Origin of the sequence: Bacillus proteolyticus (assembly GCF_001884065.1) — a bacterium.
Taxonomy (GTDB): Bacteria; Bacillota; Bacilli; order Bacillales; family Bacillaceae_G; genus Bacillus_A; species Bacillus_A proteolyticus.
Genome location: NZ_MACH01000055.1, coordinates 245,331 through 266,943 on the forward strand (window position 1 = coordinate 245,331; position 21,613 = coordinate 266,943).

The 21,613-nt window shown below is 36.4% G+C and carries 19 protein-coding genes, 2 pseudogenes and 3 other annotated features; of the genes and pseudogenes, 17 read left to right on the forward strand and 4 right to left on the reverse strand.

Features of this window, described 5'->3' with window-relative positions; all coding sequences use genetic code 11:
* Positions 1-7 precede the first annotated feature (7 nt).
* The 3 genes from cysK to BAQ49_RS09335 all read left to right on the forward strand — a co-directional run bounded on the left by cysK (position 8) and on the right by BAQ49_RS09335 (position 2,441).
* Positions 8-925 (forward strand): cysteine synthase A, encoded by a 918-nt coding sequence (gene cysK, locus BAQ49_RS09325; protein WP_071745089.1) that lies wholly within the window; start codon positions 8-10, stop codon positions 923-925.
* A gap of 77 nt (positions 926-1,002) precedes the next feature.
* A complete protein-coding gene (locus BAQ49_RS09330) occupies positions 1,003-1,515 on the forward strand; it encodes a GNAT family N-acetyltransferase (protein ID WP_071745090.1) in 513 nt (170 codons plus the stop codon).
* A 101-nt stretch (positions 1,516-1,616) separates the two neighbouring features.
* Positions 1,617-2,441: a DUF4037 domain-containing protein gene (locus BAQ49_RS09335; RefSeq protein ID WP_071745091.1), complete on the forward strand. Its 825-nt coding sequence runs from the start codon at positions 1,617-1,619 to the stop codon at positions 2,439-2,441.
* A gap of 38 nt (positions 2,442-2,479) precedes the next feature.
* Here BAQ49_RS09335 and BAQ49_RS09340 read toward each other — a convergent pair whose 3' ends face one another.
* Positions 2,480-4,114, reverse strand: coding sequence for a putative polysaccharide biosynthesis protein (locus tag BAQ49_RS09340; protein ID WP_071745092.1), 1,635 nt, complete (start codon positions 4,112-4,114; stop codon positions 2,480-2,482).
* A gap of 220 nt (positions 4,115-4,334) precedes the next feature.
* Positions 4,335-4,557: a binding site (T-box leader), on the forward strand.
* A 322-nt stretch (positions 4,558-4,879) separates the two neighbouring features.
* On the opposite strand from BAQ49_RS09340, the gene BAQ49_RS09345 reads away from it, so the two are divergent.
* On the forward strand, positions 4,880-6,217 hold the full coding sequence (locus BAQ49_RS09345; RefSeq protein ID WP_001088176.1) for a sodium-dependent transporter: 1,338 nt from the start codon (positions 4,880-4,882) through the stop codon (positions 6,215-6,217).
* Positions 6,218-6,256: 39 nt separating this feature from the next.
* Here the strand turns inward: BAQ49_RS09345 and BAQ49_RS31230 are convergent.
* Positions 6,257-6,334: pseudogene (locus tag BAQ49_RS31230) on the reverse strand (polysaccharide deacetylase family protein); the annotation flags it as partial.
* Positions 6,335-6,591: 257 nt separating this feature from the next.
* Here BAQ49_RS31230 and BAQ49_RS09350 point away from each other — a divergent pair.
* From BAQ49_RS09350 to BAQ49_RS09370, 5 genes are all read left to right on the forward strand, one after another.
* Positions 6,592-6,855 carry a CD3324 family protein gene (locus BAQ49_RS09350; protein WP_071745093.1) on the forward strand — a complete coding sequence of 88 codons (264 nt, stop codon included), beginning with the start codon at positions 6,592-6,594 and terminating at the stop codon, positions 6,853-6,855.
* Positions 6,856-7,049: 194 nt separating this feature from the next.
* Positions 7,050-7,736 carry a DUF421 domain-containing protein gene (locus tag BAQ49_RS09355; protein ID WP_071745094.1) on the forward strand — a complete coding sequence of 229 codons (687 nt, stop codon included), beginning with the start codon at positions 7,050-7,052 and terminating at the stop codon, positions 7,734-7,736.
* A gap of 110 nt (positions 7,737-7,846) precedes the next feature.
* Complete coding sequence (locus tag BAQ49_RS09360; protein WP_071745095.1) at positions 7,847-8,488, forward strand: FusB/FusC family EF-G-binding protein; 642 nt, start codon at positions 7,847-7,849, stop codon at positions 8,486-8,488.
* Positions 8,489-8,652: 164 nt separating this feature from the next.
* Positions 8,653-9,549, forward strand: a complete 897-nt coding sequence (locus BAQ49_RS09365) for an RCC1 domain-containing protein (protein WP_071745096.1) — start codon at positions 8,653-8,655, stop codon at positions 9,547-9,549.
* A 261-nt stretch (positions 9,550-9,810) separates the two neighbouring features.
* Positions 9,811-10,011, forward strand: a complete 201-nt coding sequence (locus BAQ49_RS09370; RefSeq protein WP_071745097.1) for a hypothetical protein — start codon at positions 9,811-9,813, stop codon at positions 10,009-10,011.
* Positions 10,012-10,178: 167 nt separating this feature from the next.
* On the opposite strand, the gene msrA is transcribed toward BAQ49_RS09370, so the two are convergent.
* Positions 10,179-10,715, reverse strand: a complete 537-nt coding sequence (gene msrA, locus BAQ49_RS09375; RefSeq protein ID WP_071745098.1) for a peptide-methionine (S)-S-oxide reductase MsrA — start codon at positions 10,713-10,715, stop codon at positions 10,179-10,181.
* 193 nt (positions 10,716-10,908) lie between these two features.
* Positions 10,909-11,154: a binding site (T-box leader), on the forward strand.
* A 68-nt stretch (positions 11,155-11,222) separates the two neighbouring features.
* Positions 11,223-11,462 (forward strand) — a binding site (T-box leader).
* A 150-nt stretch (positions 11,463-11,612) separates the two neighbouring features.
* Between msrA and ilvE the strand changes: the two genes are divergently transcribed.
* The 6 genes from ilvE to ilvA are packed head-to-tail and all read left to right on the forward strand — an operon-like array spanning position 11,613 to position 18,519.
* Positions 11,613-12,512, forward strand: coding sequence for a branched-chain-amino-acid transaminase (ilvE, locus tag BAQ49_RS09380; RefSeq protein WP_071745099.1), 900 nt, complete (start codon positions 11,613-11,615; stop codon positions 12,510-12,512).
* Between the two features lie 22 nt (positions 12,513-12,534).
* Positions 12,535-14,250, forward strand: a complete 1,716-nt coding sequence (gene ilvB, locus BAQ49_RS09385) for an acetolactate synthase large subunit (RefSeq protein ID WP_071745100.1) — start codon at positions 12,535-12,537, stop codon at positions 14,248-14,250.
* Entirely contained in the window at positions 14,247-14,477 is a 231-nt protein-coding gene (locus tag BAQ49_RS09390) for an ACT domain-containing protein (protein WP_044440462.1), read from the forward strand. The genes ilvB and BAQ49_RS09390 overlap by 4 nt, the downstream gene beginning before the upstream one ends.
* Positions 14,478-14,491: 14 nt before the next feature.
* Complete coding sequence (gene ilvC / locus BAQ49_RS09395; protein ID WP_071745101.1) at positions 14,492-15,505, forward strand: ketol-acid reductoisomerase; 1,014 nt, start codon at positions 14,492-14,494, stop codon at positions 15,503-15,505.
* A 46-nt stretch (positions 15,506-15,551) separates the two neighbouring features.
* Positions 15,552-17,225 carry a dihydroxy-acid dehydratase gene (gene ilvD, locus BAQ49_RS09400; RefSeq protein ID WP_071745102.1) on the forward strand — a complete coding sequence of 558 codons (1,674 nt, stop codon included), beginning with the start codon at positions 15,552-15,554 and terminating at the stop codon, positions 17,223-17,225.
* A 31-nt stretch (positions 17,226-17,256) separates the two neighbouring features.
* A complete protein-coding gene (ilvA, locus tag BAQ49_RS09405; protein WP_071745103.1) occupies positions 17,257-18,519 on the forward strand; it encodes a threonine ammonia-lyase IlvA in 1,263 nt (420 codons plus the stop codon).
* Between the two features lie 34 nt (positions 18,520-18,553).
* On the opposite strand, the gene BAQ49_RS09410 is transcribed toward ilvA, so the two are convergent.
* On the reverse strand, positions 18,554-19,657 hold the full coding sequence (locus tag BAQ49_RS09410; RefSeq protein ID WP_071745104.1) for a CapA family protein: 1,104 nt from the start codon (positions 19,655-19,657) through the stop codon (positions 18,554-18,556).
* A 213-nt stretch (positions 19,658-19,870) separates the two neighbouring features.
* Here BAQ49_RS09410 and BAQ49_RS09415 point away from each other — a divergent pair, with 213 nt between their 5' ends.
* Positions 19,871-20,590 (forward strand): DUF554 domain-containing protein, encoded by a 720-nt coding sequence (locus BAQ49_RS09415; RefSeq protein WP_071745105.1) that lies wholly within the window; start codon positions 19,871-19,873, stop codon positions 20,588-20,590.
* Between the two features lie 12 nt (positions 20,591-20,602).
* Positions 20,603-21,463 (forward strand): annotated as a pseudogene (locus BAQ49_RS09420) (GNAT family N-acetyltransferase).
* Positions 21,464-21,613: the final 150 nt, after the last annotated feature.

The window sequence follows — 21,613 nt, forward strand, 5'->3', positions numbered from 1 at the left end:
ATACGCTATGAAATTATGTGAAAACGTTACAGAATTAATAGGAGATACACCTGTCGTCCAATTATCTAAATTTATTCCAGAGGACGCAGCGGATGTGTATGTAAAACTGGAAATGTTTAATCCGTCACGCAGTGTGAAAGATCGTGCAGCCTATAACTTAATTCATGTCGCTGAGGAACACGGTCTCATTAAGCCGGGTGATACAATTATTGAACCGACAAGTGGAAATACAGGAATTGGTTTAGCGATGAATGCGGCTGCTAAAGGATATAAAGCTATTTTAATTATGCCAGATAACATGTCAAAAGAGCGTATTAATTTATTGAAGGCATACGGCGCAGAAGTAGTTTTAACACCGGCAGAACAAAGAATGCCAGGAGCAATTGCGAAGGCGGTAGAGTTACAAAAAGAAATTCCAAATAGTTTCATTCCGCAGCAATTTGAAAACCCAGCAAATCCGAATATTCATCGTTATACGACTGCACTTGAAATTTATGAGCAAATGGATGGAGAGCTTGATGCATTTGTAGCAACCGCAGGAACAGGTGGAACAATTACAGGGACAGGTGAAACATTAAAAGAGAAACTACCAAACTTATATATTGCAGTAGTAGAACCGAAAGGATCACCAGTGTTATCTGGTGGTGTTCCAGGCCCTCATAAACTAGTAGGAACAAGTCCTGGTTTTATTCCGAAAAACTTAAATACTGAAGTGTATAACGAAATTATTCAAATTGCGGATGAAGAAGCATTAACGACAATGAGAAACTTAGCAAGACAAGAAGGTTTATTAGTAGGTCCATCTTCAGGAGCTTCTGTTTACGCAGCGATCATGATAGCGAAACGTCTAGGTGCTGGTAAAAAAGTTTTATGTATTGCGCCTGATACTGGTGAACGTTATTTGAGTATGGGGTTATTTGAATAAAAATGATAGAAACCCCTTAATGGTGCAATAGAGCTATTAAGGGGTTTATTTTAGGGTATTAAGAGGGGGGAAGCACAATGAAACTATTAAAACCAACTTATAAATATAGCAAACAAATTATGGAGTATAGGCAGGCATTTTTAAATTCAGGAGAACAACCGCATGGCAGTAGTTCTTTACAAAATTTTGATTTTCTAGATAAATGGTTTGAAAAAGTGAGTATACAAGAAGTAGGAGAAAACTTACAATCGAATCGAGTGCCATCTAGTCAGTTTTTAAGTTTTGAAAAAGGAGAACTTATCGGTTTTGTAAATATTAGACATCGATTAAATCCAGAATTATTGCTGGAAAGCGGTCATATCGGTTATAGTGTGCATCCTAATAAACGTCGCCAAGGATATGCTACTAAACAACTTCAACTTTCATTAGCTGAGGTGAAAAAGTTAGGTTTGAACAAAGTGTTAATAACTTGTGATAAAGCGAATGTTGGCTCGGCTAAAACAATTCAAAAGGTTGGCGGTGTGTTAGAAAATGAAGTGATTTCTACTCATACTGGTGAAATTGTTCAGCGTTATTGGGTGGAAATATGAATTAGTGAGATTTGAAAAGGTGTAAGTCGTAAAGGGATTATAAGATGTGGTATTGAAATATATAAATAGAGAGGGATGTTGCAGCTTTAGGGGGAAATGAAATGGGATTACTAGAGAAAGCAATAGAAATGTCAGAGATTTATAGGGAAAACTCGAAAATCGAAGCAATTATTTTAGCGGGTTCAGTAGCGAGAAAGTTAGAAGATGAACATTCAGATATTGAATTACATATTTTATGGTCAGCGCCGCCAGAGGATGAGGACCGTAGAGCTCCTATTCATCGTATTGATGGGACAATTTTATCCTATTATCCGTATGAGGAAGAAGAATGGTCGGAAACGTATTTGACGAAAGAAGGAATTAAGCTAGAGATTAGTAACTTTTTAACAGGAACAGTAGAAAAAGTTATTTCAGATGTTGTAGATTTATATGATATAAATTATGAGAAACAATGTATTGTATCATCCGTTCATGATGGAGTTAGTTTGTATAGAGAAGAGAAAGTGAATGAATTAAAAGGTAATGTGGCGGTGTATCCAGAGGAACTAGCGAAACGGATGATTTCAGAAAATCTATGGTTAAGCAATCGCTGGCATAATCGAGAAGCGCTTTTGAAACGGAAAGATTGGCTTATGTTGTATGATGTTATTTGTGAAGTACAAAGAAATATATTTGGGGTTTTATTTGGTTTGAACCGAATGTACGTGCATCATCCAGCATTTAAATGGATGAGTAATAATGTGGAACAAATGACTATTAAACCTGAAAATCTATATGAGCGTATGGCGGGTACGTTAATAGGGAGTCCAGAGCATAGCGTGCAAGAGCTAGAAGTATTAATCGAGGAAGTATTACATTTAGTAGAACAATATGCTCCAGAATTAAATGTTTCTGAACAACAAAAGCGTATTGAATATGTGAAGTGAAAAAGAGAGATGTAACAACGAGTTACATCTCTTCTTTTTTATTTAACTAATTTCCCTAGTACAGGTAAACGTTGAATACGATCACCGAGAATATGAGAAGCAAGTCCGCTCTTTAGGGCGAATAAAAGGTAAACAAGCCCTCCGGCAGCGCCACATATAAAGACAATGAGCAGTGATTCGATATAAGATTGTCCAGGGATTAACCATTTTAAAATTACTTTTAATGCAATTACAACAGCAGACATTGCTGCGGAGTAAATCGTAATTAGAAATACTGTTTTTGCTGTTTCACCAATTTTGAATTTCGCAAACTTAACGATGCAGTACAGCATAATAATATTTGAAACAAGATATCCAAGAATTGTTCCAAGTACAGCACCATGTCCACCGAATAAATGTAAGAGCGGTGTGTTCACCACAATTTTAACGAGAATACCAACTGAGAATGCAATCATTGTTTTTCTTTGATAATCAATTCCTTGTAATATAGCAGCTGAAACTGTAAAAATCGCACTTAATATAGCAGACGGTGCAAATGAAATTAAATATTGTGATCCACCAAGTGCAATTTCAGGATTTACATAAACCATGCGGAATGCATCGTAAGCGATACTTGCTAGGCCGAATGCGGCTGGGATAGTGAAGAATAACAACACTTGGAATATCTTTGAAATTTGTTCTTGTAATTCTTCTAGTTTCCCGCTCGTAAATGATTTCGTTATAGCTGGAATAATTGTTAATGAGAATCCAGTTGCAAGTGAAGCGGGAATCATAATTAACTTTTGTGCATAGTTCGTTATATAAGCGAAAACTGCATTCGCGGTTTCTAAAGGCTCTCCCATCGCTCTAAGGACATCAGCTACGGTATATTGATCTACTAACGTATAGAGCGGAATTGCAATACCGACAAATACAATTGGGATTGCATATCGAAGTAATTCCATATAAATATTTTTTAATGGAATATCGGATGCCCTTGATTTTAATTCACCTTCGGGAGGCTTTAATCCGTTATATTTTTTCCAGTACAGCATTAAAATAGAGACGCTGGCAAGTGCCCCGATAACAGCACCAAACGTAGCAACTGCAACAGAAGAAGCTACTGAACCCCCTAATAGTTTTGAGACGATAAAACTACCAACTAAAATGAAAACAACGCGTGCGATTTGTTCTACAACTTGAGAAACAGCACTTGGTTTCATATGTTGAAAACCTTGGAAATAACCACGTGTAACACTCATAGCTGGTACGATAATAAGTGCGAAGCTTAATGCTCGCATCGTAAGTGTTACGTCGGCGATAAATTGTGGATCTGGCGTTTTCGAGCGAATAATAAATTGTGATATGTACGGTGCTCCAATAAATAAAATTAAAAATCCTAAAAAGCCCATAAACAACATCAATTTTACGCTAGAGTTGTATAATTTTTTACTTGTACTATAATCACCAAGTGCATTATGTTTTGCAACAAATTTGGAGACGGCAATAGGAATACCAGCTGTTGAAAAACTTAATAAAATACCGTACCAAGAGTATGCATATCCGTATAAAGCGACCCCTTGCGTTCCAACTAATAATTGAAAGGGGAAAAAATATATAAACCCTAAAATACGTGAAATCATTGTGGCACCGCTTAATAAAGCCGTACCTTTTAAAACTTTTGAAGTAGACAAAATTCTTTCCTCCTACTCGTGCTGCCTTGCATTTATCGTATACTACTATAAACCCGTTAAAGAAGTTAATACAGTATAAACCATAAATGTATGAATACTATGCATTCAAAAGTCATATTTTGAATTTTTAAATAGAATGTAATACATAAAAATTCAAAATATAAGTTGACACTATTTTTAATGTGTGATAAAAATGATAGTAATCAATTCGGAAAATAATATTTGGGCAATGAAAGGGTATAGTAGTGAAAATCTCCCTATTTCAGAGAGCTGATGGTTGGTGTGAATCAGTATATAGATTATTCATGAAGTTCGTCCTGGAGCATCTTTCATAAATCTCATATTTTGAGGAAATGAAAGACGGTAGTTTATACCGTTATCAAATAAAGTGGTGAAGATTGTTTCACAACTAGGGTGGTACCGCGATATTTATCGTCCCTACGTATTTACGTAGGGACGTTTTTTATTTAGGTCCTAACTTTGGTGTGGCTTCATAACTAGGGTGGTACCGCGATATTTTATCGTCCCTACGTATTTGCGTAGGGACGTTTTTTATTTAGGTCTTACTTTTGTTGTATCTTCATAACTAGGGTGGTACCGCGATATTTTTGTCGTCCCTACGTATTTACGTAGGGGCGTTTTTTATTTGAGAGGAAGTGGTTGGATTAGAACGGGCTAGTAATAGAACAATATGAACATAGAGCGAATTATAATGAAAAGAAAAAGAAAAAGAAAAAGAAAAAGAAAAAGAAAGGAGATAAAAAGATGAATTCACAGCAATGGACATCGAAATTAGGTTTCGTATTAGCTGCAGCAGGTTCAGCGATTGGTCTTGGAGCGATTTGGAAATTCCCGTATATGGCCGGCATCGGAGGAGGCGGCGCGTTCTTCCTTATTTTCATCGGTTTCACATTATTAATTGGTTTACCGCTACTATTAGCAGAATTCGTTATTGGAAGAAGTACACAAAAAGAGGCCGTTGATGCGTACAGAGAAATTGCACCTAAAACGCTATGGCCGTGGTTAGGTAAGTTGGGGATTGTAACATGTTTCATATTACTTTCTTTCTACAGTGTTGTAGGAGGTTGGATTATATTATATTTATGGAATGCAATTACAGGTAGACTATGGGAAGGAAATGGTGCGTACGAAGCTACGTTTGGTGAAATCATTTCCAATCCATATTTAGCAGTTGGATCACAGCTATTATTCATCCTTATTACTATTTTTATCGTAAGTAAAGGAGTACAAAATGGTGTTGAAAAAGTAAATAAATATTTCATGCCAGCACTATTCGTTTTATTCTTTGTATTAATCGTTCGTGCACTTACATTAGACGGTGCTGGAGAAGGAGTTCGCTTCTTCTTACAACCTGATTTCTCAAACGTAACATCAGAAATTATTTTATATGCGATGGGGCAATCGTTCTTCTCGTTATCTGTCGGTGTAGCCGTTATGGTAACGTATAGCTCATACTTACCGAAAGAAGAAAGTTTACCGCGTTCAGCATTTTCTATCGTTGCTTTGACGCTTGTTATTACTTTACTTGCAGGACTTGCGATATTCCCAGTTGTATTCGCATTTGGAATGGAACCATCGCAAGGACCAGGGCTATTATTTATCGTATTGCCAGCTATTTTCAGTAAAATGGCGTTCGGAAAATTATTCTTCATCGTTTTCTTATTACTATTCTTCTTTGCTACTATTACATCAGCAATTTCGATGCTAGAAATTAGCGTTGCATCTTTAACTGCAAAAGGAAAAGGGAAACGTGAAAAAATGGCCTTAATCGTAGGGTTATTAATCTTCGTTGTTGGGGTACCATCAGCATTATCATTCGGTTTGTTAAGCGATGTGAAACCATTTGGAAAAACAATTTTTGATTTAGCAGATTATGCGGTTAGTAACATACTAATGCCACTAGGTGTTTTATTAGTTTCCATCTTTGTTCCTTTAAAAATGAAGAAAGATGTATTAATGAAAGAGCTTGGTGTAAGTAAAAATAAAGGCTATAAATTATTCGTATTATGGTTATTCTTACTTCGCTATATTGCACCAATTGCGATTATTATCGTATTCTTAAATGTACTTGGAATTATTTAATAAGAAAGGTAGCGTATCGTTTTATGATACGCTACCTTTTTATTTTGCTCTTTTTTGCAATTCGTTTACTGTTACGAACTGATAGCCCTTCTTAGATAAAGACTCTAAAATACCTTCAAAAAGGATGTGGATGCAAGGGGAAGGGATTTATCATATAATAAAATGCAAAAGGTATATTAGGAGGTGTTTATATGGCGATTATAATTCAATTGCCAGACACTGCAACGTCTCATGCAAAGCCAAGTATGGAAATGGCGATACTTTGCGTGAGGTAGACAAGTAATATACAATCGCCAAGATGAGCTCGTATCATTTTTTATATTTGGCTTTGCACCTTATTGAAATGAACCATAAAAAATAAGGGGCGAGCAGAAATGAAATACGTAAAGGCTAAGGCCGTTTTACCAGAAAGTTTAATTGCTGAAATTCAAAAGTATATACAAGGTGAAACAATTTACATTCCAAAACAAGAAACAAAACATTATAAATGGGGTACACAATCTGGTGGAAGAAAACAACTGGATGAAAGAAATAAAGCAATTAAAGACGCTTTTAAAAGTGGAATTGCAATTCATCAATTAGCAGAAGAATATTTTCTTTCTGGAGAAACGATTAAGAAGATAGTGTATTCCAAATAAATTTTAAAAAAGAGTCTGATTCATATGTTATTTTGAATCAGATTCTTTTTTTATAGGTTCATTACAAAATTGGATTCGATATTTTTAGTATAAATGGGCATGATAATAGCAAAAATGAATCGCAATTGTATAGTATTGGGGCGTGGATGGGAAATGAAAACGTTATATTTCATATGACAGAAAGGTGAACCTATATGAATCATCTTGGACAAATAACAATAGAATTGATTTTTGGTTTTTTTGTTCTATTGGTTGCTACAAAAATATTAGGGAAAACACAAATATCGCAGCTAACGCCTTTTGATTTTATTTCTGCTATTGTTCTCGGAGAATTGGTCGGAAATACTATATATGATCCGAAAATAAAAATATGGTCTATTTTATATGCAGTACTTGTATGGGTAGTGCTAATTTATACAATAGAAGTAATAACGCAAAAATTTAGAGGGACGAGAAGTTTTTTTGAAGGCTCTCCGTCAATCATTATCCGTAATGGATATATTGACCGGGAACAACTAAGTTCAAATCATTTGGACATAAACCAATTACAGCAAATGCTACGGCAGCAAAAAGATATTTTTTCAATCCGGGAAGTTGAGTATATGATTTTGGAACCTAACGGAAACATAAGTGTTCTGAAAAAAAGTAAATATGAAACTCCTACTATAAATGATTTAAGTTTAAAACATAAGCCTGTATATTTACCCATTTCATTAATTAGTGACGGAAAAGTAGTGAAAGATAATTTAAGGGAAGCAGGTTTTGATGAGGGATGGCTTTATAAACAAATAAAACAAAAAGGGATTACTAAATTTGAGGATGTACTATATGCGGAATGGAAAACAGATGAAGGATTCTTTTGTCAGGAAATGCAGCGGTAGAGAATAATCGATGTATGTAATACTCTTTTCTAAGTTATCTTTTACATATCAAAAAGTTGAATCATTGTATACAATAAAACTAGATCAACAATTTGTATGGAGTGATAAAGATGGAAGCTTTTATTAGAAGTGATCAATATAATTTTATAAAATCACAAGCTTATATTTTAGCAAATGGGCATGCAACGGCAAATGATAGAGGTGTAATTCAAGCGTTAAAATCACTTGCGATTGAAAAGATAATACATGTATTTGAGAATTTAACGGATGAACAGAAAGAGTTAATTGATACGGTATTAACAGTTCAAAATAGAGAAGATGCAGAATCGTTTTTAATGAAAATAAATCCGTATGTAATGCCGTTTCAGGAAGTTACAGCACAAACGTTAAAGAAATTATTTCCTAAGGCGAAAAAGTTAAAACTTCCTGATATGGAAGAACTGGATATGAAAGAATTATCTTATTTAAGCTGGATTGACAAGGGATCAAGCAGAAAATTTATTATAGCGAAAAATGATAAAAATAAGTTTGTTGGTCTGCAAGGAACATTTCAAAGTTTAAATAAAAAAAGCATTTGTTCATTATGTCATGGGCATGAAGAAGTAGGGATGTTTTTAGTTGAAATTAAAGGTGATGTACCAGGGACTTTCGTTAAAAAGGGAAACTATATTTGCAAAGATGGTGTAGCTTGTAATCAGAATATGAAATCACTTGATAAATTGAACGATTTTATTGAACGATTGAAGAAATAAAGAAGGAACCTCTAGTATTTAAACTGGAGGTTTTTATTTTTTGAAGAAGTAATAATGGGCTTCTTTTGTAGCTGTAATTTTATAAAAAAAGTCATGTCATTTATAATGAAATTTGATAAAAATATCAATTTGGAGATAGTTGCTTATATGCAAGGAGGTAAAACATGAATTACATTTCACCGAAAGAAGAGATGTTAAAAGTGAAACGGTGGCCTAAAGATACGATAGCGGCAGGTCGTGGTCATACAGTTGCTCTTAAATCGGATGGAACGGTGATAGCAGTGGGCCGAAATAAAGAGGGAGAATGCAATGTAAGTGGCTGGCGTGATATTGTATCGGTCGCAGTGGGCAATGTCCATATGGCGACGAACACGGGTAATGCTCATACAATCGGTCTTAAATGTGACAGTACTGTGGTAGCAGTGGGCTGGAATAAGCATGATCAATGTGATGTGAACGACTGGCATAATATAGTATCGGTTGCGGCAGGATGGCGTCGTACCATTGGTCTTAAACCGGATGGCACGGTAATAGCGGTGGGCCGAAATAAAGAAGGAGAATGTAATATAAGCAGCTGGAGAGATATTGTGGCGACTGCGGTGGGTGATTGGCATACAGTTGGTCTTAAATTGGACGGCACAGTGACGACTGTGGGGAATAATCGATATGGCCAATGCAGTGTAAGTGACTGGCGTGGTATGGTGGCGCTGTCGGCAGGTTATCTTCATACTGTGGGTCTGAAATCGGATGGAACGGTGATGGCTGTCGGTAATAATAAACATGGTCAATGTGATGTAAGTAGCTGGCGTGATATTGTGGAAATAGCGGCAGGGAGTAAGCATACAGTCGCTCTTAAATCGGATGGTACTGTAGTGGCAATGGGTTCGAATGAGTATGGTCAATGTAATGTAAGCGATTGGAGTGATATTGTAGCGATAGCGGCTGGTTGTGCGCATACAGTCGGTCTGAAATCAGATGGAACCGTTGTGGCAGTAGGTGATAATACATACGGTCAATGCAATGTAAGTAGTTGGCACAACATCCGATTGCCTGGTAATTAGTTTTTAATAACGATTTGTTGATGTGGAATGAAAATGGTTGCTTTACAATAAATCACTAGTAATATTATTCTATTTTAAGAGTAATTATGGAATAGGATGTGTAGAAAATAATCAAACTTACATCTGCTGAATAAGAATTCCTTTTTTAAAAGGGATTCTTATTCTTTTTCCATAAAATGAGTGTCTGAATGGAATTTTTGAACAAGCTTTATTTCAAAGCTACAGTAGAAGAGATACATAAAGCATAGGAGAGCTGAAGAAATGCTTAAAAAGTTTTTGCTTTCTTTACCGGATGTTTTACTTGTATGCGTTGTTCTCTACATAACATACACAACTACTCTTAACTTTGTACAGATGTTAGTAATTTCAATTGCAATAGGAATCATTGGTGGTCTTGCTATAAGAATTTTTACGGATTTATTCACATTCATCAAGTGGACAATTAAACAAAGGAAGACTTGACTATGTTTAATTGCTACTAGGGGGGATGAAATGAATAAGAAAAAGAATGGCGTGAAAAACGAGATAGTACTTTGGACATTAACAGCTGTTGTTTTTATCATTGTATGGTACTTTTTTCAAAGATAAAAACGCATCGCACTTTGAAAAGAGAGCACGATGCGTTTTTATTATTTTTTTGGCCAATTTTCTTTTATAAAGTCTTCACGGCCAGATTCTTTTTGCTCGATAGCATATTTCTCAGGGTTCTTTTTATAGAAATGTTGATGGTATTCTTCGGCTTCATAAAAAGGTGCAGCCGGGCGAATTTCAGTTACGATTGGATCTTTAAACATACCGCTTTCTGCAAGAGCTTGTTTTGATTTTTCAGCAAGCTCTTTTTGCGTTTCAGTATGATAAAAAATAGCAGTGCGATAAGATGGGCCACGATCAAAGAATTGTCCGCCATCATCAGTTGGATCGATTTGTGGCCAATATAAATCTAGTAATTTTTCATATGGAAAAATAGAAGGGTCGAATGTAATTTGTACGACTTCTAAATGACCAGATGTACCAGCTTTTACTTGTTCATATGTTGGGTTTTCTGCATGACCACCTGCATAGCCAGAAAGTACTTTATGAATACCAGGAAGTTCATCAAATGGCTTTACCATGCACCAAAAGCAACCACCTGCAAAGGTTGCGAGTTCGTATGTTTTTTCGGACATTGCTGTAATCCTCCTAAATATATATGTTTTATATAGTATTATACAAAAAGTTTTATTGCGCAATAAAAAAGATTCAAAAATATATGTATTATTAAAAATATTTTCTGAAAATGTATTGACAATGAAAAGAACAACGTCCTATAATACGTTTAACAAATAAAAGTTAATTAAGAATTTTCTAACTTTATATGTTGTATATGCAAAGAAGAGGAAAGTAGATGATTATGATCGTTTCAGAGAGCTACTCCTAGGCTGTGAGAGTAGTAGCAATCGAATCATTGAAGATCACCTCGGAGCATCGCTTGCGAAAGGGAAACTGAGTAGAGGGCGGCGGCATCGTCTCCGGTAAAAGGACGGAGGTCTGATTGGACCTATGAAGCTTATATTTCGCGAGAAGTATAAGGAAGCTGAGTGGTAACGCGAAACTCTCGCCTCAGCAATCAAAGCTACTAAGTTGTAGTAGTTGATTGCTGAGGCGAGAGTTTTTATTTTATAAAAATAGAATAAAAGAATGCGTGGAAGAGGAGAGTAAATGATATAGATTGTTTCAGAGAGCTGCCCAAAGGCTGTGAGGGTAGTAACAATCGAATCATTGAAGATCACCTCGGAGCAATACTTTTGAAAACTAGTAAAAAGTAGCGGAATTGTTTCCGATAGAAAAACAAAAGTCTAATTGGACTTGCAAAGCTTATATTTCGTGAGAAGTGTAAGGAAGCTGAGTGGTACCACGATTCCCTCGTCTCAGCAATGGATTGCTACAAGTATGTAAGTAATCGATTGTTGAGACGAGTATATTTTTAAGATTTATATACTGAATATTCTGTTAAAATACTCATCTCAGCAATCGATATAGAAATAGATTGCAAAAATAGAGATAAAAAAGAGGAGCGATGTGAGATGGGAAACCAGTACATTTATATGAATGGAGAATTTGTAGAGAAAGAAAAGGCAGTTGTTTCAGTATATGATCACGGCTTTTTATACGGGGACGGTGTATTTGAAGGGATTCGTAGTTACGGAGGAAATGTATTTTGTTTAAAAGAACATGTGAAACGACTATATGAATCCGCGAAATCTATTTTGCTTACAATTCCAATGACGGTAGATGAAATGGAAGAAGCAGTTTTACAAACATTGCAAAAAAATGAATACGCGGATGCCTACATTCGATTAATTGTTTCAAGAGGAAAAGGTGACTTAGGGCTTGATCCGAGAAGCTGTGTGAAACCGAGCGTAATTATTATTGCAGAACAATTAAAGTTATTCCCTCAGGAATTTTATGATAATGGACTAAGCGTTGTGTCTGTTGCATCAAGACGTAATACGCCAGACGCATTAGACCCACGCATTAAGTCAATGAACTACTTAAATAACGTGCTTGTAAAAATTGAAGCGGCACAAGCGGGAGTGCTAGAGGCTCTTATGTTAAATCAACAAGGGTATGTTTGTGAAGGGTCTGGAGATAATGTTTTCATTGTGAAAGATGGAAAAGTGTTAACACCTCCTTCGTACTTAGGGGCGCTAGAAGGTATTACGAGAAATAGTGTGATTGAGTTATGTGAGCGTCTAAGTATTCCGTGTGAGGAAAGGCCATTTACTCGCCATGACGTATATGTAGCAGATGAAGTGTTTTTAACAGGAACTGCAGCGGAACTAATTCCTGTAGTGAAAGTAGATTCAAGAGAAATTGGAGATGGAAAACCAGGAGATGTAACAAAAAGATTAACCGAAGAATTTAAAAAATTAACGAGAGAAAGAGGAGTACGTGTTCCAGGGTTGGCGGAAAGTTTAGCGTAAATAGGGAGAGGAGTTAATTGAAATGGAGGAACAGTATACAGCATGCGATGAACTGCAGAGTGAAGAAGCTACAGGTGCTGGACACGTTATTCAATGTTTGAAGAAATTAGGTGTAACGACCGTTTTCGGTTATCCGGGCGGAGCGATTTTACCAATATACGATGCGTTATACGAAAGTGGTTTAAAGCACGTGTTAACTCGTCATGAACAAGCTGCAATTCATGCAGCGGAAGGATATGCGAGAGCTTCTGGAAAGGTTGGGGTAGTCTTTGCTACCTCTGGTCCAGGGGCGACGAATTTAGTTACGGGTTTAGCAGATGCTTATATGGATTCGATTCCTTTAGTAGTCATTACAGGGCAAGTTGCAACGCCTTTAATTGGTAAAGACGGATTTCAAGAAGCAGATGTTGTCGGAATTACAGTACCTGTAACGAAGCATAATTACCAAGTTCGTGATGTGAATCATTTATCAAGAACTGTGCAAGAAGCTTTTTACATCGCCGAAAGCGGGCGACCGGGACCGGTATTAATTGATATTCCAAAAGATGTTCAAAATGCAAATGTAACAAGTTTCTTTAATGAAGAAGTGGATATTCCAGGATATAAACCAGAACCTTTGCCAGACAGTTTGAAACTGAGAGAGGTAGCAAAATCAATTTCAAAAGCAAAACGCCCACTCCTTTATATCGGGGGAGGCGTCATTCATTCAGGCGGATCTGAAGAACTCATCAAGTTTGCGAAGGAGAATCGTATTCCAGTCGTTTCAACTTTAATGGGACTGGGTGCATATCCGCCGGGAGATCCGTTGTTTTTAGGAATGCTCGGTATGCATGGAACGTACGCTGCAAATATGGCAGTAACAGAATGTGACTTATTACTGGCGTTAGGTGTTCGTTTCGATGATCGTGTAACAGGAAAATTAGAACTTTTTTCTCCGCATTCGAAAAAAGTACATATTGATATTGATCCTTCTGAGTTCCATAAAAATGTAACTGTAGAGCATCCGATTGTTGGTGATGTGAAAAAGGCGCTACATATGCTTTTACATATGTCTATTCATACACAAACAGATGAATGGCTTCAGAAACTGAAGAAATGGCAAGAAGAATATCCACTTTCATATAAGCAAAAAGAATTTGAGTTAAAACCACAGCATGTTATCAACTTAGTAAGTGAATTAACGAATGGTGAAGCGATTGTCACGACAGAGGTAGGACAGCATCAAATGTGGGCTGCTCACTTTTATAAAGCGAGAAAACCACGGACTTTTCTAACATCAGGGGGATTAGGGACGATGGGATTTGGTTTTCCAGCAGCAATTGGTGCTCAGCTTGCAAAAGAAGAAGAACTTGTCATCTGTATTGCTGGTGATGCTTCTTTCCAAATGAACATTCAAGAGCTGCAAACAATTGCTGAAAATAATATTCCTGTCAAAGTATTCATCATAAACAACAAATTTTTAGGGATGGTAAGGCAATGGCAAGAAATGTTTTATGAAAACCGTTTGTCGGAATCGAGAATTGGGTCACCAGATTTTGTGAAAGTAGCAGAAGCTTATGGTGTAAAAGGGCTAAGAGCAACAAATTCGTTTGAGGCGAAAAAAGTAATGTTAGAAGCTTTTTCTCATGAAGGTCCTGTCGTAGTTGACTTTTGTGTAGAAGAAGGTGAGAACGTCTTTCCGATGGTTCCGCCAAACAAAGGGAATAACGAAATGATTATGAAGAGGTGGGAAGAATGAGTCATACTTTTTCATTAGTTATTCATAACGATCCGAGCGTCTTATTACGTATAAGTGGAATTTTTGCTCGGCGTGGTTATTATATTTCTTCTTTAAATTTAAACGAAAGAGATACAAGTGGTGTTTCTGAAATGAAACTAACAGCAGTTTGTACTGAAAATGAAGCAACGTTACTCGTCAGTCAGTTGAAAAAATTAATCAATGTACTGCAAGTAAATAAATTATAAGGAGTGTATGGAATATGAAAACTTATTATGAGAAAGATGCAAATTTAGAGCTATTAAAAGGGAAAACAGTTGCGGTAGTCGGATATGGGTCTCAAGGTCATGCCCAAGCACAAAATTTACGCAATTCTGGTGTGGAGGTTGTAGTTGGTGTTCGCCCTGGTAAGTCATATGAAGTAGCAAAAGCTGATGGATTTGAAGTAATGTCTGTTTCAGAAGCGGTTCGAACCGCACAAGTTGTACAAATGTTATTGCCGGATGAACAGCAAGCGTGTGTATATAAAACAGAAGTAGAAGAGAATCTTCGTGAAGGACAAATGTTACTTTTCTCACATGGATTTAATATTCACTTCGGACAAATTAATCCGCCAAGTTACGTAGATGTAGCAATGGTCGCGCCAAAAAGTCCAGGTCATCTCGTTCGCCGTGTATTTCAAGAAGGGAATGGTGTTCCGGCATTAGTCGCAGTACATCAAGATGCAACGGGAACGGCATTAAGTGTAGCACTTGCGTATGCAAAAGGTGTAGGGTGTACACGTGCAGGTGTAATTGAAACGACATTCCAAGAAGAAACAGAAACCGATTTGTTTGGTGAGCAAGCAGTACTTTGCGGCGGAGTAACTGCACTTGTGAAAGCTGGTTTTGAAACATTAACGGAAGGCGGATACCGTCCTGAAATTGCATACTTTGAATGTTTGCATGAATTAAAGTTAATTGTTGATTTAATGTACGAAGGTGGTTTAACAAACATGCGCCATTCTATTTCAGATACGGCAGAGTTCGGAGATTATGTAACAGGGTCGAGAATTGTTACAGACGAAACGAAGAAGGAAATGAAACGTGTTCTTGCAGAAATTCAGCAAGGTGAATTTGCGAAGAAATGGATTTTAGAAAATCAAGCGGGGCGTCCAACGTATAATGCGATGAAAAAAGCAGAACAAAATCATCAGCTAGAAAAAGTAGGAGCAGAGCTTCGTGAAATGATGAGTTGGATTAAGGAACCAGAAAAGAAAACGTTAGTAAAGAAATAGATTGAGAGTTTATAAGTGAAAAATACGTAAGAGGGGATCTGACAAGATGAGAAGTGACATGATTAAAAAAGGTTTTGATAAAGCACCGCACCGTAGTTTATTAAAAGCAACTGGTTTGAAAGATGAAGATTTTGATAAGCCGTTTATAGCTATCTGTAATTCTTTTATTGAAATTATTCCAGGTCATAAGCACTTAAATGAGTTTGGGAAACTTGTTAAAGAAGCAGTGCGTGCAGCAGGTATGGTTCCATTTGAATTTAATACAATTGGAGTAGATGACGGTATTGCGATGGGGCATATCGGTATGCGTTATTCGCTTCCGAGTCGTGAAATCATTGCAGATTCAGTAGAAACAGTTGTAAATGCACATTGGTTTGATGGCATGATTTGTATTCCAAACTGTGACAAAATTACACCTGGTATGATGATGGCGTCTCTTCGTATTAACATTCCGACTGTATTCGTTTCAGGCGGCCCGATGGCGGCTGGGAAAACATCAAAAGGAGAAGTTGTTGATTTAAGTTCTGTTTTTGAAGGGGTAGGAGCTTACCAATCTGGGAAAATTTCAGAAGAAGAATTAAAGGATATCGAAGATCATGGCTGTCCATCTTGTGGCTCTTGTTCCGGTATGTTTACCGCAAATTCTATGAATTGTTTATGTGAAGTGTTAGGTTTAGCTCTTCCAGGTAACGGTAGTATTTTAGCGATTGATCCTAGGCGTGAAGAGTTAATTAAACAAGCAGCAGAGAAATTAAAAATTTTAATTGAGAGAGATATTAAGCCACGCGATATTGTAACAGAAGAGGCAATTGATGATGCATTTGCACTTGATATGGCGATGGGGGGATCTACGAATACAGTATTACACACGCTAGCGCTCGCACAAGAGGCTGGATTAGATTACGATATGAACCGTATTGATGCTGTTTCAAGACGTGTACCGCATTTATGTAAAGTGAGTCCTGCTTCTAATTGGCATATGGAAGATATTGATCGAGCAGGCGGGATAAGTGCAATTTTGAAAGAGATGAGTCGGAAAGAAGGGGTACTTCATCTAGATCGAATAACTGCTACTGGGCAAACATTAAGAGAAAATATTGCTCATGCAGAGATTCAAGATAAAGAAGTTATTCATTCTCTTGAAAATCCTCATAGTGAAGAAGGTGGATTACGTATATTAAAAGGAAACCTTGCGAAAGATGGGGCAGTTATTAAAAGCGGAGCAACCGAAGTAAAACGATTTGAAGGACCTTGCGTTATTTTTAATTCACAAGATGAGGCGCTTGCGGGCATTATGCTTGGAAAGGTGAAGAAAGGAGATGTAGTTGTCATTCGTTATGAAGGGCCAAGAGGCGGACCGGGTATGCCTGAAATGCTAGCACCAACATCAGCAATTGCTGGAATGGGATTAGGTGCTGAGGTTGCATTATTAACGGACGGACGTTTCTCTGGAGCTTCACGTGGCATTTCGGTAGGACATATTTCACCAGAAGCAGCTGCGGGTGGAACAATCGCACTACTTGAACAAGGGGATATTGTATGTATTGATGTTGAGGAACGCTTGCTAGAAGTAAGAGTGAGTGATGAGGAATTAGAAAAGCGTAAAAAAGAATGGAAACGACCAGAACCGAAAGTGAAAACTGGATGGCTTGGGCGATACTCTCAGATGGTAACATCGGCGAATACAGGTGCAGTTTTAAAGGTGCCGAATTTTGATTGAGTCAAAATAAAAGAGATAAGGATGATAGAAAATGGTGCAAAATGTGAAGGAGAGAGTGAAGATTGAAGATATCCTTATGGCCCATAACTGCATGAAGGATATCGTCATGAAAACGCCCTTGCAGCGAGATAAGGTTTTATCTGAAAAATACGAATGTGAGGTGTATATTAAACGAGAAGATTTGCAAGTAATTCGTTCTTTCAAAATTCGCGGTGCATACAATTTAATTCAAAGTTTGTCGAAAGAACAATTACAAAATGGTGTTGTTTGTGCAAGTGCTGGCAATCATGCACAAGGAGTTGCGTATACGTGTAATTTATTAAATATTCCATCGAAAATCTTTATGCCAACAACGACACCAAAACAGAAAGTATCACAAGTTCAATTTTTTGGTGGTAGCTTTGCAGAAATCATGTTAGTTGGTGATACATTTGATGGTGCTTTTCAAGAAGCACAGCGCTATTGTGAGGGAAATAGGATGACATTTGTGCATCCGTTTGATGATCCGTATGTGATTGCAGGGCAAGGAACAGTAGCTGTTGAAATTATGCACGATATGGATAAGGCAGTTGATTATCTCTTTACAGCAATCGGCGGTGGTGGATTAGCATCAGGTGTAGGTACATATGTGAAAGGTGTTAGTCCAACTACAAAGGTCATTGGTGTAGAACCGATGGGGGCTGCATCTATGAAAGAGGCTTTTCTTCAAAACGAAAATGTAGCATTAGAGAAAATAGATAGCTTTGTTGATGGAGCAGCTGTAAAAAAGGTAGGGAAGTTAACATTTGAAACTTGTAAAGATGTCATTGATGATATTGTTTTAGTACCAGAGGGAAAGGTTTGTACGACGATTTTAGAACTGTATAAGAAAAATGCAATTGTAGCTGAACCTGCTGGAGCACTTTCTATTGCAGCACTTGATCTATACAGAGATGAAATAAGAGGGAAAACAGTTGTATGTACGCTAAGTGGTGGAAATAATGATATTGATAGAATGCAAGAAATGAAAGAACGTTCGCTCATTTATGAAGGACTAAAGCATTACTTCATCATTGAATTCCCGCAGCGATCGGGAGCGCTAAGAGAATTTCTTGATAAAGGATTAGGGCCAGAAGATGATATTACGCGCTTTGAGTACATTAAGAAACATAATAAAGAAAATGGTCCAGCGCTAGTCGGGGTAGAATTAAAACATAAAGAAGATTATGAGCAATTAATTACTCGTTTTAAAGAAAATAATATTCAATTTGTGGAGCTGAATAAAAATCCTATTTTGTTTGATTTACTTATTTAAAAAAATAGAAAGAGAGCTATTATTAGCTCTCTTTCTATTTACGTTTATTTATTATTTTCCCAGTATCATCAATTTCCACATCAGTTGAAACCGTTTGTAAATATTGTAGTGCTTTTTTCTTTTCTTCTTCATTTACAGGAGAAACTTGGTTGTTGCGAATGATGTACGGGTTAAATGACATTTGGACATCATTTCCTTTAAAGGTTAAAGTTAATACGCCAGTTTCGGCGCTTTTTCCATTTACATAACTTGGGAATAAAAAGTTTCCTAATGAGTAAGCGATAGGAACTTTATTATAATACTCAAACCCTTGTAACCAATGTGGATGACTGCCGACAATAGCGTCAGCTCCTGCTTCAACCATTTTAGGTACATATTGTTTTTGGTATTCTATTGGACGATTTGATTTTTCAACGCCCCAATGCATATAAACGATTACATAATCAGCATCTTTCTTTTGCTCTTGAATCGTTTTGGTTACAAGATCTAGATCGTATCCGTTCGTAACGCCAGGCTTATTTTCACCAGCTACCCAATTAAAGTTAGGCATAAATCGAACGAAGGAAAGAAACTTAAACTTTTTCCCTTTTACAGTTAGTTCACGAGCGGTATAAGCATCCTCAGCATTTTTTCCGGCTCCAGTGTAAGGTAGTTTTAATTTTTCGACGTGAGAAATGGTGTCTAGTAGTCCATCTTGTCCATAATCAAGCGTATGGTTATTGCCAATATTGACAATATCGTATCCAGTATTTTTTATTGCTTGTAGTGTGGATGGGTCGCTTTTAATCCAAAATTGTTGTCCAGGTACTTTTTTTTCTCTCGCTGTAAATGCTGACTCTAAATTAATAAAAGAAATATCAGCTTTTGTTATTTCTTCTTTTACGTGTTGGAATGGATAATCAGCCCCATTTTTTTCGATTACGGGACGTAATTGCCAATCGAACATTGTATCACCAGAGAAGGTGAGTGTGATTTCAGGCTCTTCTATTTTCTTTTCGCTTTTTGAAGCTGTTTTACTAGACTTGTTTTGCATATCAGGTTTGTCTTTCGCTTTTGAAATAAAAGAGTAGTTGATTAATAAAACAATTGGTGTAATGAAAAAGGCTATTAACAGAAATCGTTTTAGTAAAGTGTTCATAAATACCTTCCCTTTTGAGTTTATCCCGCAAGTAGATTAACAATGAATCTACTAAAAGAAATCGGTCTTTGTATAGTAACAAAAAAATAGCGGGTTATATAGTAGAAATTGTTTGTTAATATTCACAATATTAAGTTAGCATATAGGTAACCTGTAAATCAATGTATAAACCAAAATATAGAAATAAAGAATTCGAAGGGTGAAGAATAAGAAATGGTTATATTAGGAGCGGTTGTAAATGGTGTCTGCATTATAATTGGTACTTTGTTTGGTAAATTATTTAGTACGATTCCAGAAAGTATGAAGGGAACGATTATGCACGCAATTGGTTTAGCGGTTACTGTGCTTGGACTTCAAATGGCATTGAAAAGTGAAAATTTTCTTGTTGTAATACTAAGTTTAGTGATTGGTACGGTAATCGGAGAATGGCTACAATTAGAAGAAAAGTTAAAACTTTTAGGGGATTGGCTAGAAAATAAAGTTGGGTCGAAAGGGAAAGGAAGCATATCAGAAGGTTTTGTAACAGCTACTTTAATTTTTGCAATTGGTGCGATGGGGATACTTGGTGCATTGGACAGTGGGATTCGCGGAAATCATGATATTTTATTCACAAAGGCGATTATCGATGGGTTTATTTCTATTATATTAACGACAACTCTAGGAATTGGCGTAGTATTTTCAGCGATTCCAGTTATTTTATACGAGGGAGGTATCGCGGTTTTTGCAACACAAATTAATAGTTTTGTTCCAAAGGAATTAATGAATCAATTTATAGTGGAAATGACGGCTACTGGCGGTATTATGATATTCGCAATCGGATTAAACTTACTTGGATTTATTAAAATTAAAGTGGCAAATTTACTTCCAGGGATATTGGTAGTGGGGATAATTGTTTCAATTATTTATGGCTATGATTCGATACTAAGCCATTAGGAAACGAGATATATGGAAGAATTTCAATTTACAAAACGTATACATAAAATATTGGAGATTGCAGCAGAAGAGAGTCAATGAAACATAATTCACCCGGTCCATCTGTTTATCGGCATGTGTAAAGAAGGTACAGGAGTGTGCGCTGAGTTATATATGTATTTGTTTCGTAAAGTGGGTACGGATTTTTTAGAAAAAGTGTCGCTACAAAAACAATTGGGTTTTAATGATCAAGAGTATATAAAAATAGGACAATATAACTTATCCTATAAGACACTAGAGATGTTACAAATGGCGAAAAAACGTATGGAACGTTTTCAGCAAATCTTAATAGATGAAGGCCATATAATATATGCATTATTTCGTTTAGATACAGATGTTGGAAAGTTTATTCATACACAAATGCAACAAGATATATTGCGTATAACAGCCGAACCAAGAGATTTATCGGTCGATTTAAGATGCTTTGATCCCATTTATAATACATTATCTTGTAATATTAGAAGAGCTAGCCTTTCTGATTTTGAAAAATTAGCAAGTTTTGTTAAGGATGAATTTGGAGAACGTTGGTTACATTCGATAGATTATGGATTTAGAACATTTAAAGAAAAGGTACCTATTTATATTGCACAGCAGGAAGAAGCGATAGTAGGCTTCGCTTGTTACGATGTAGTGAGAGGAAAGAAAGGATTATTTGGCCCGATGGGGACAGCGAAACAAAATCGTGTGAAAGGTGTAGGTAAGGAATTGTTGCATCATTGTTTATATAATATGAAGCAAGATGGATATGAATATGCAATTATTGGACAAGCGGGTCCGATTGAGTTTTATGAGAGAAATTGCAATGCTCGTTTAATACCGATAGAAGAGAATTGACCAACTCCATATCTTGGAGTTGGTTTTATTATAAAAACAATGTGGAATTTAAGTGGTTTTTGCTAGGAAATATCGAGTTTAGTAATTAATATTACGTATAAATCAAATTACTAAACTTTTTACAAAAAAAGGTGTAGAATGGGTATCGAA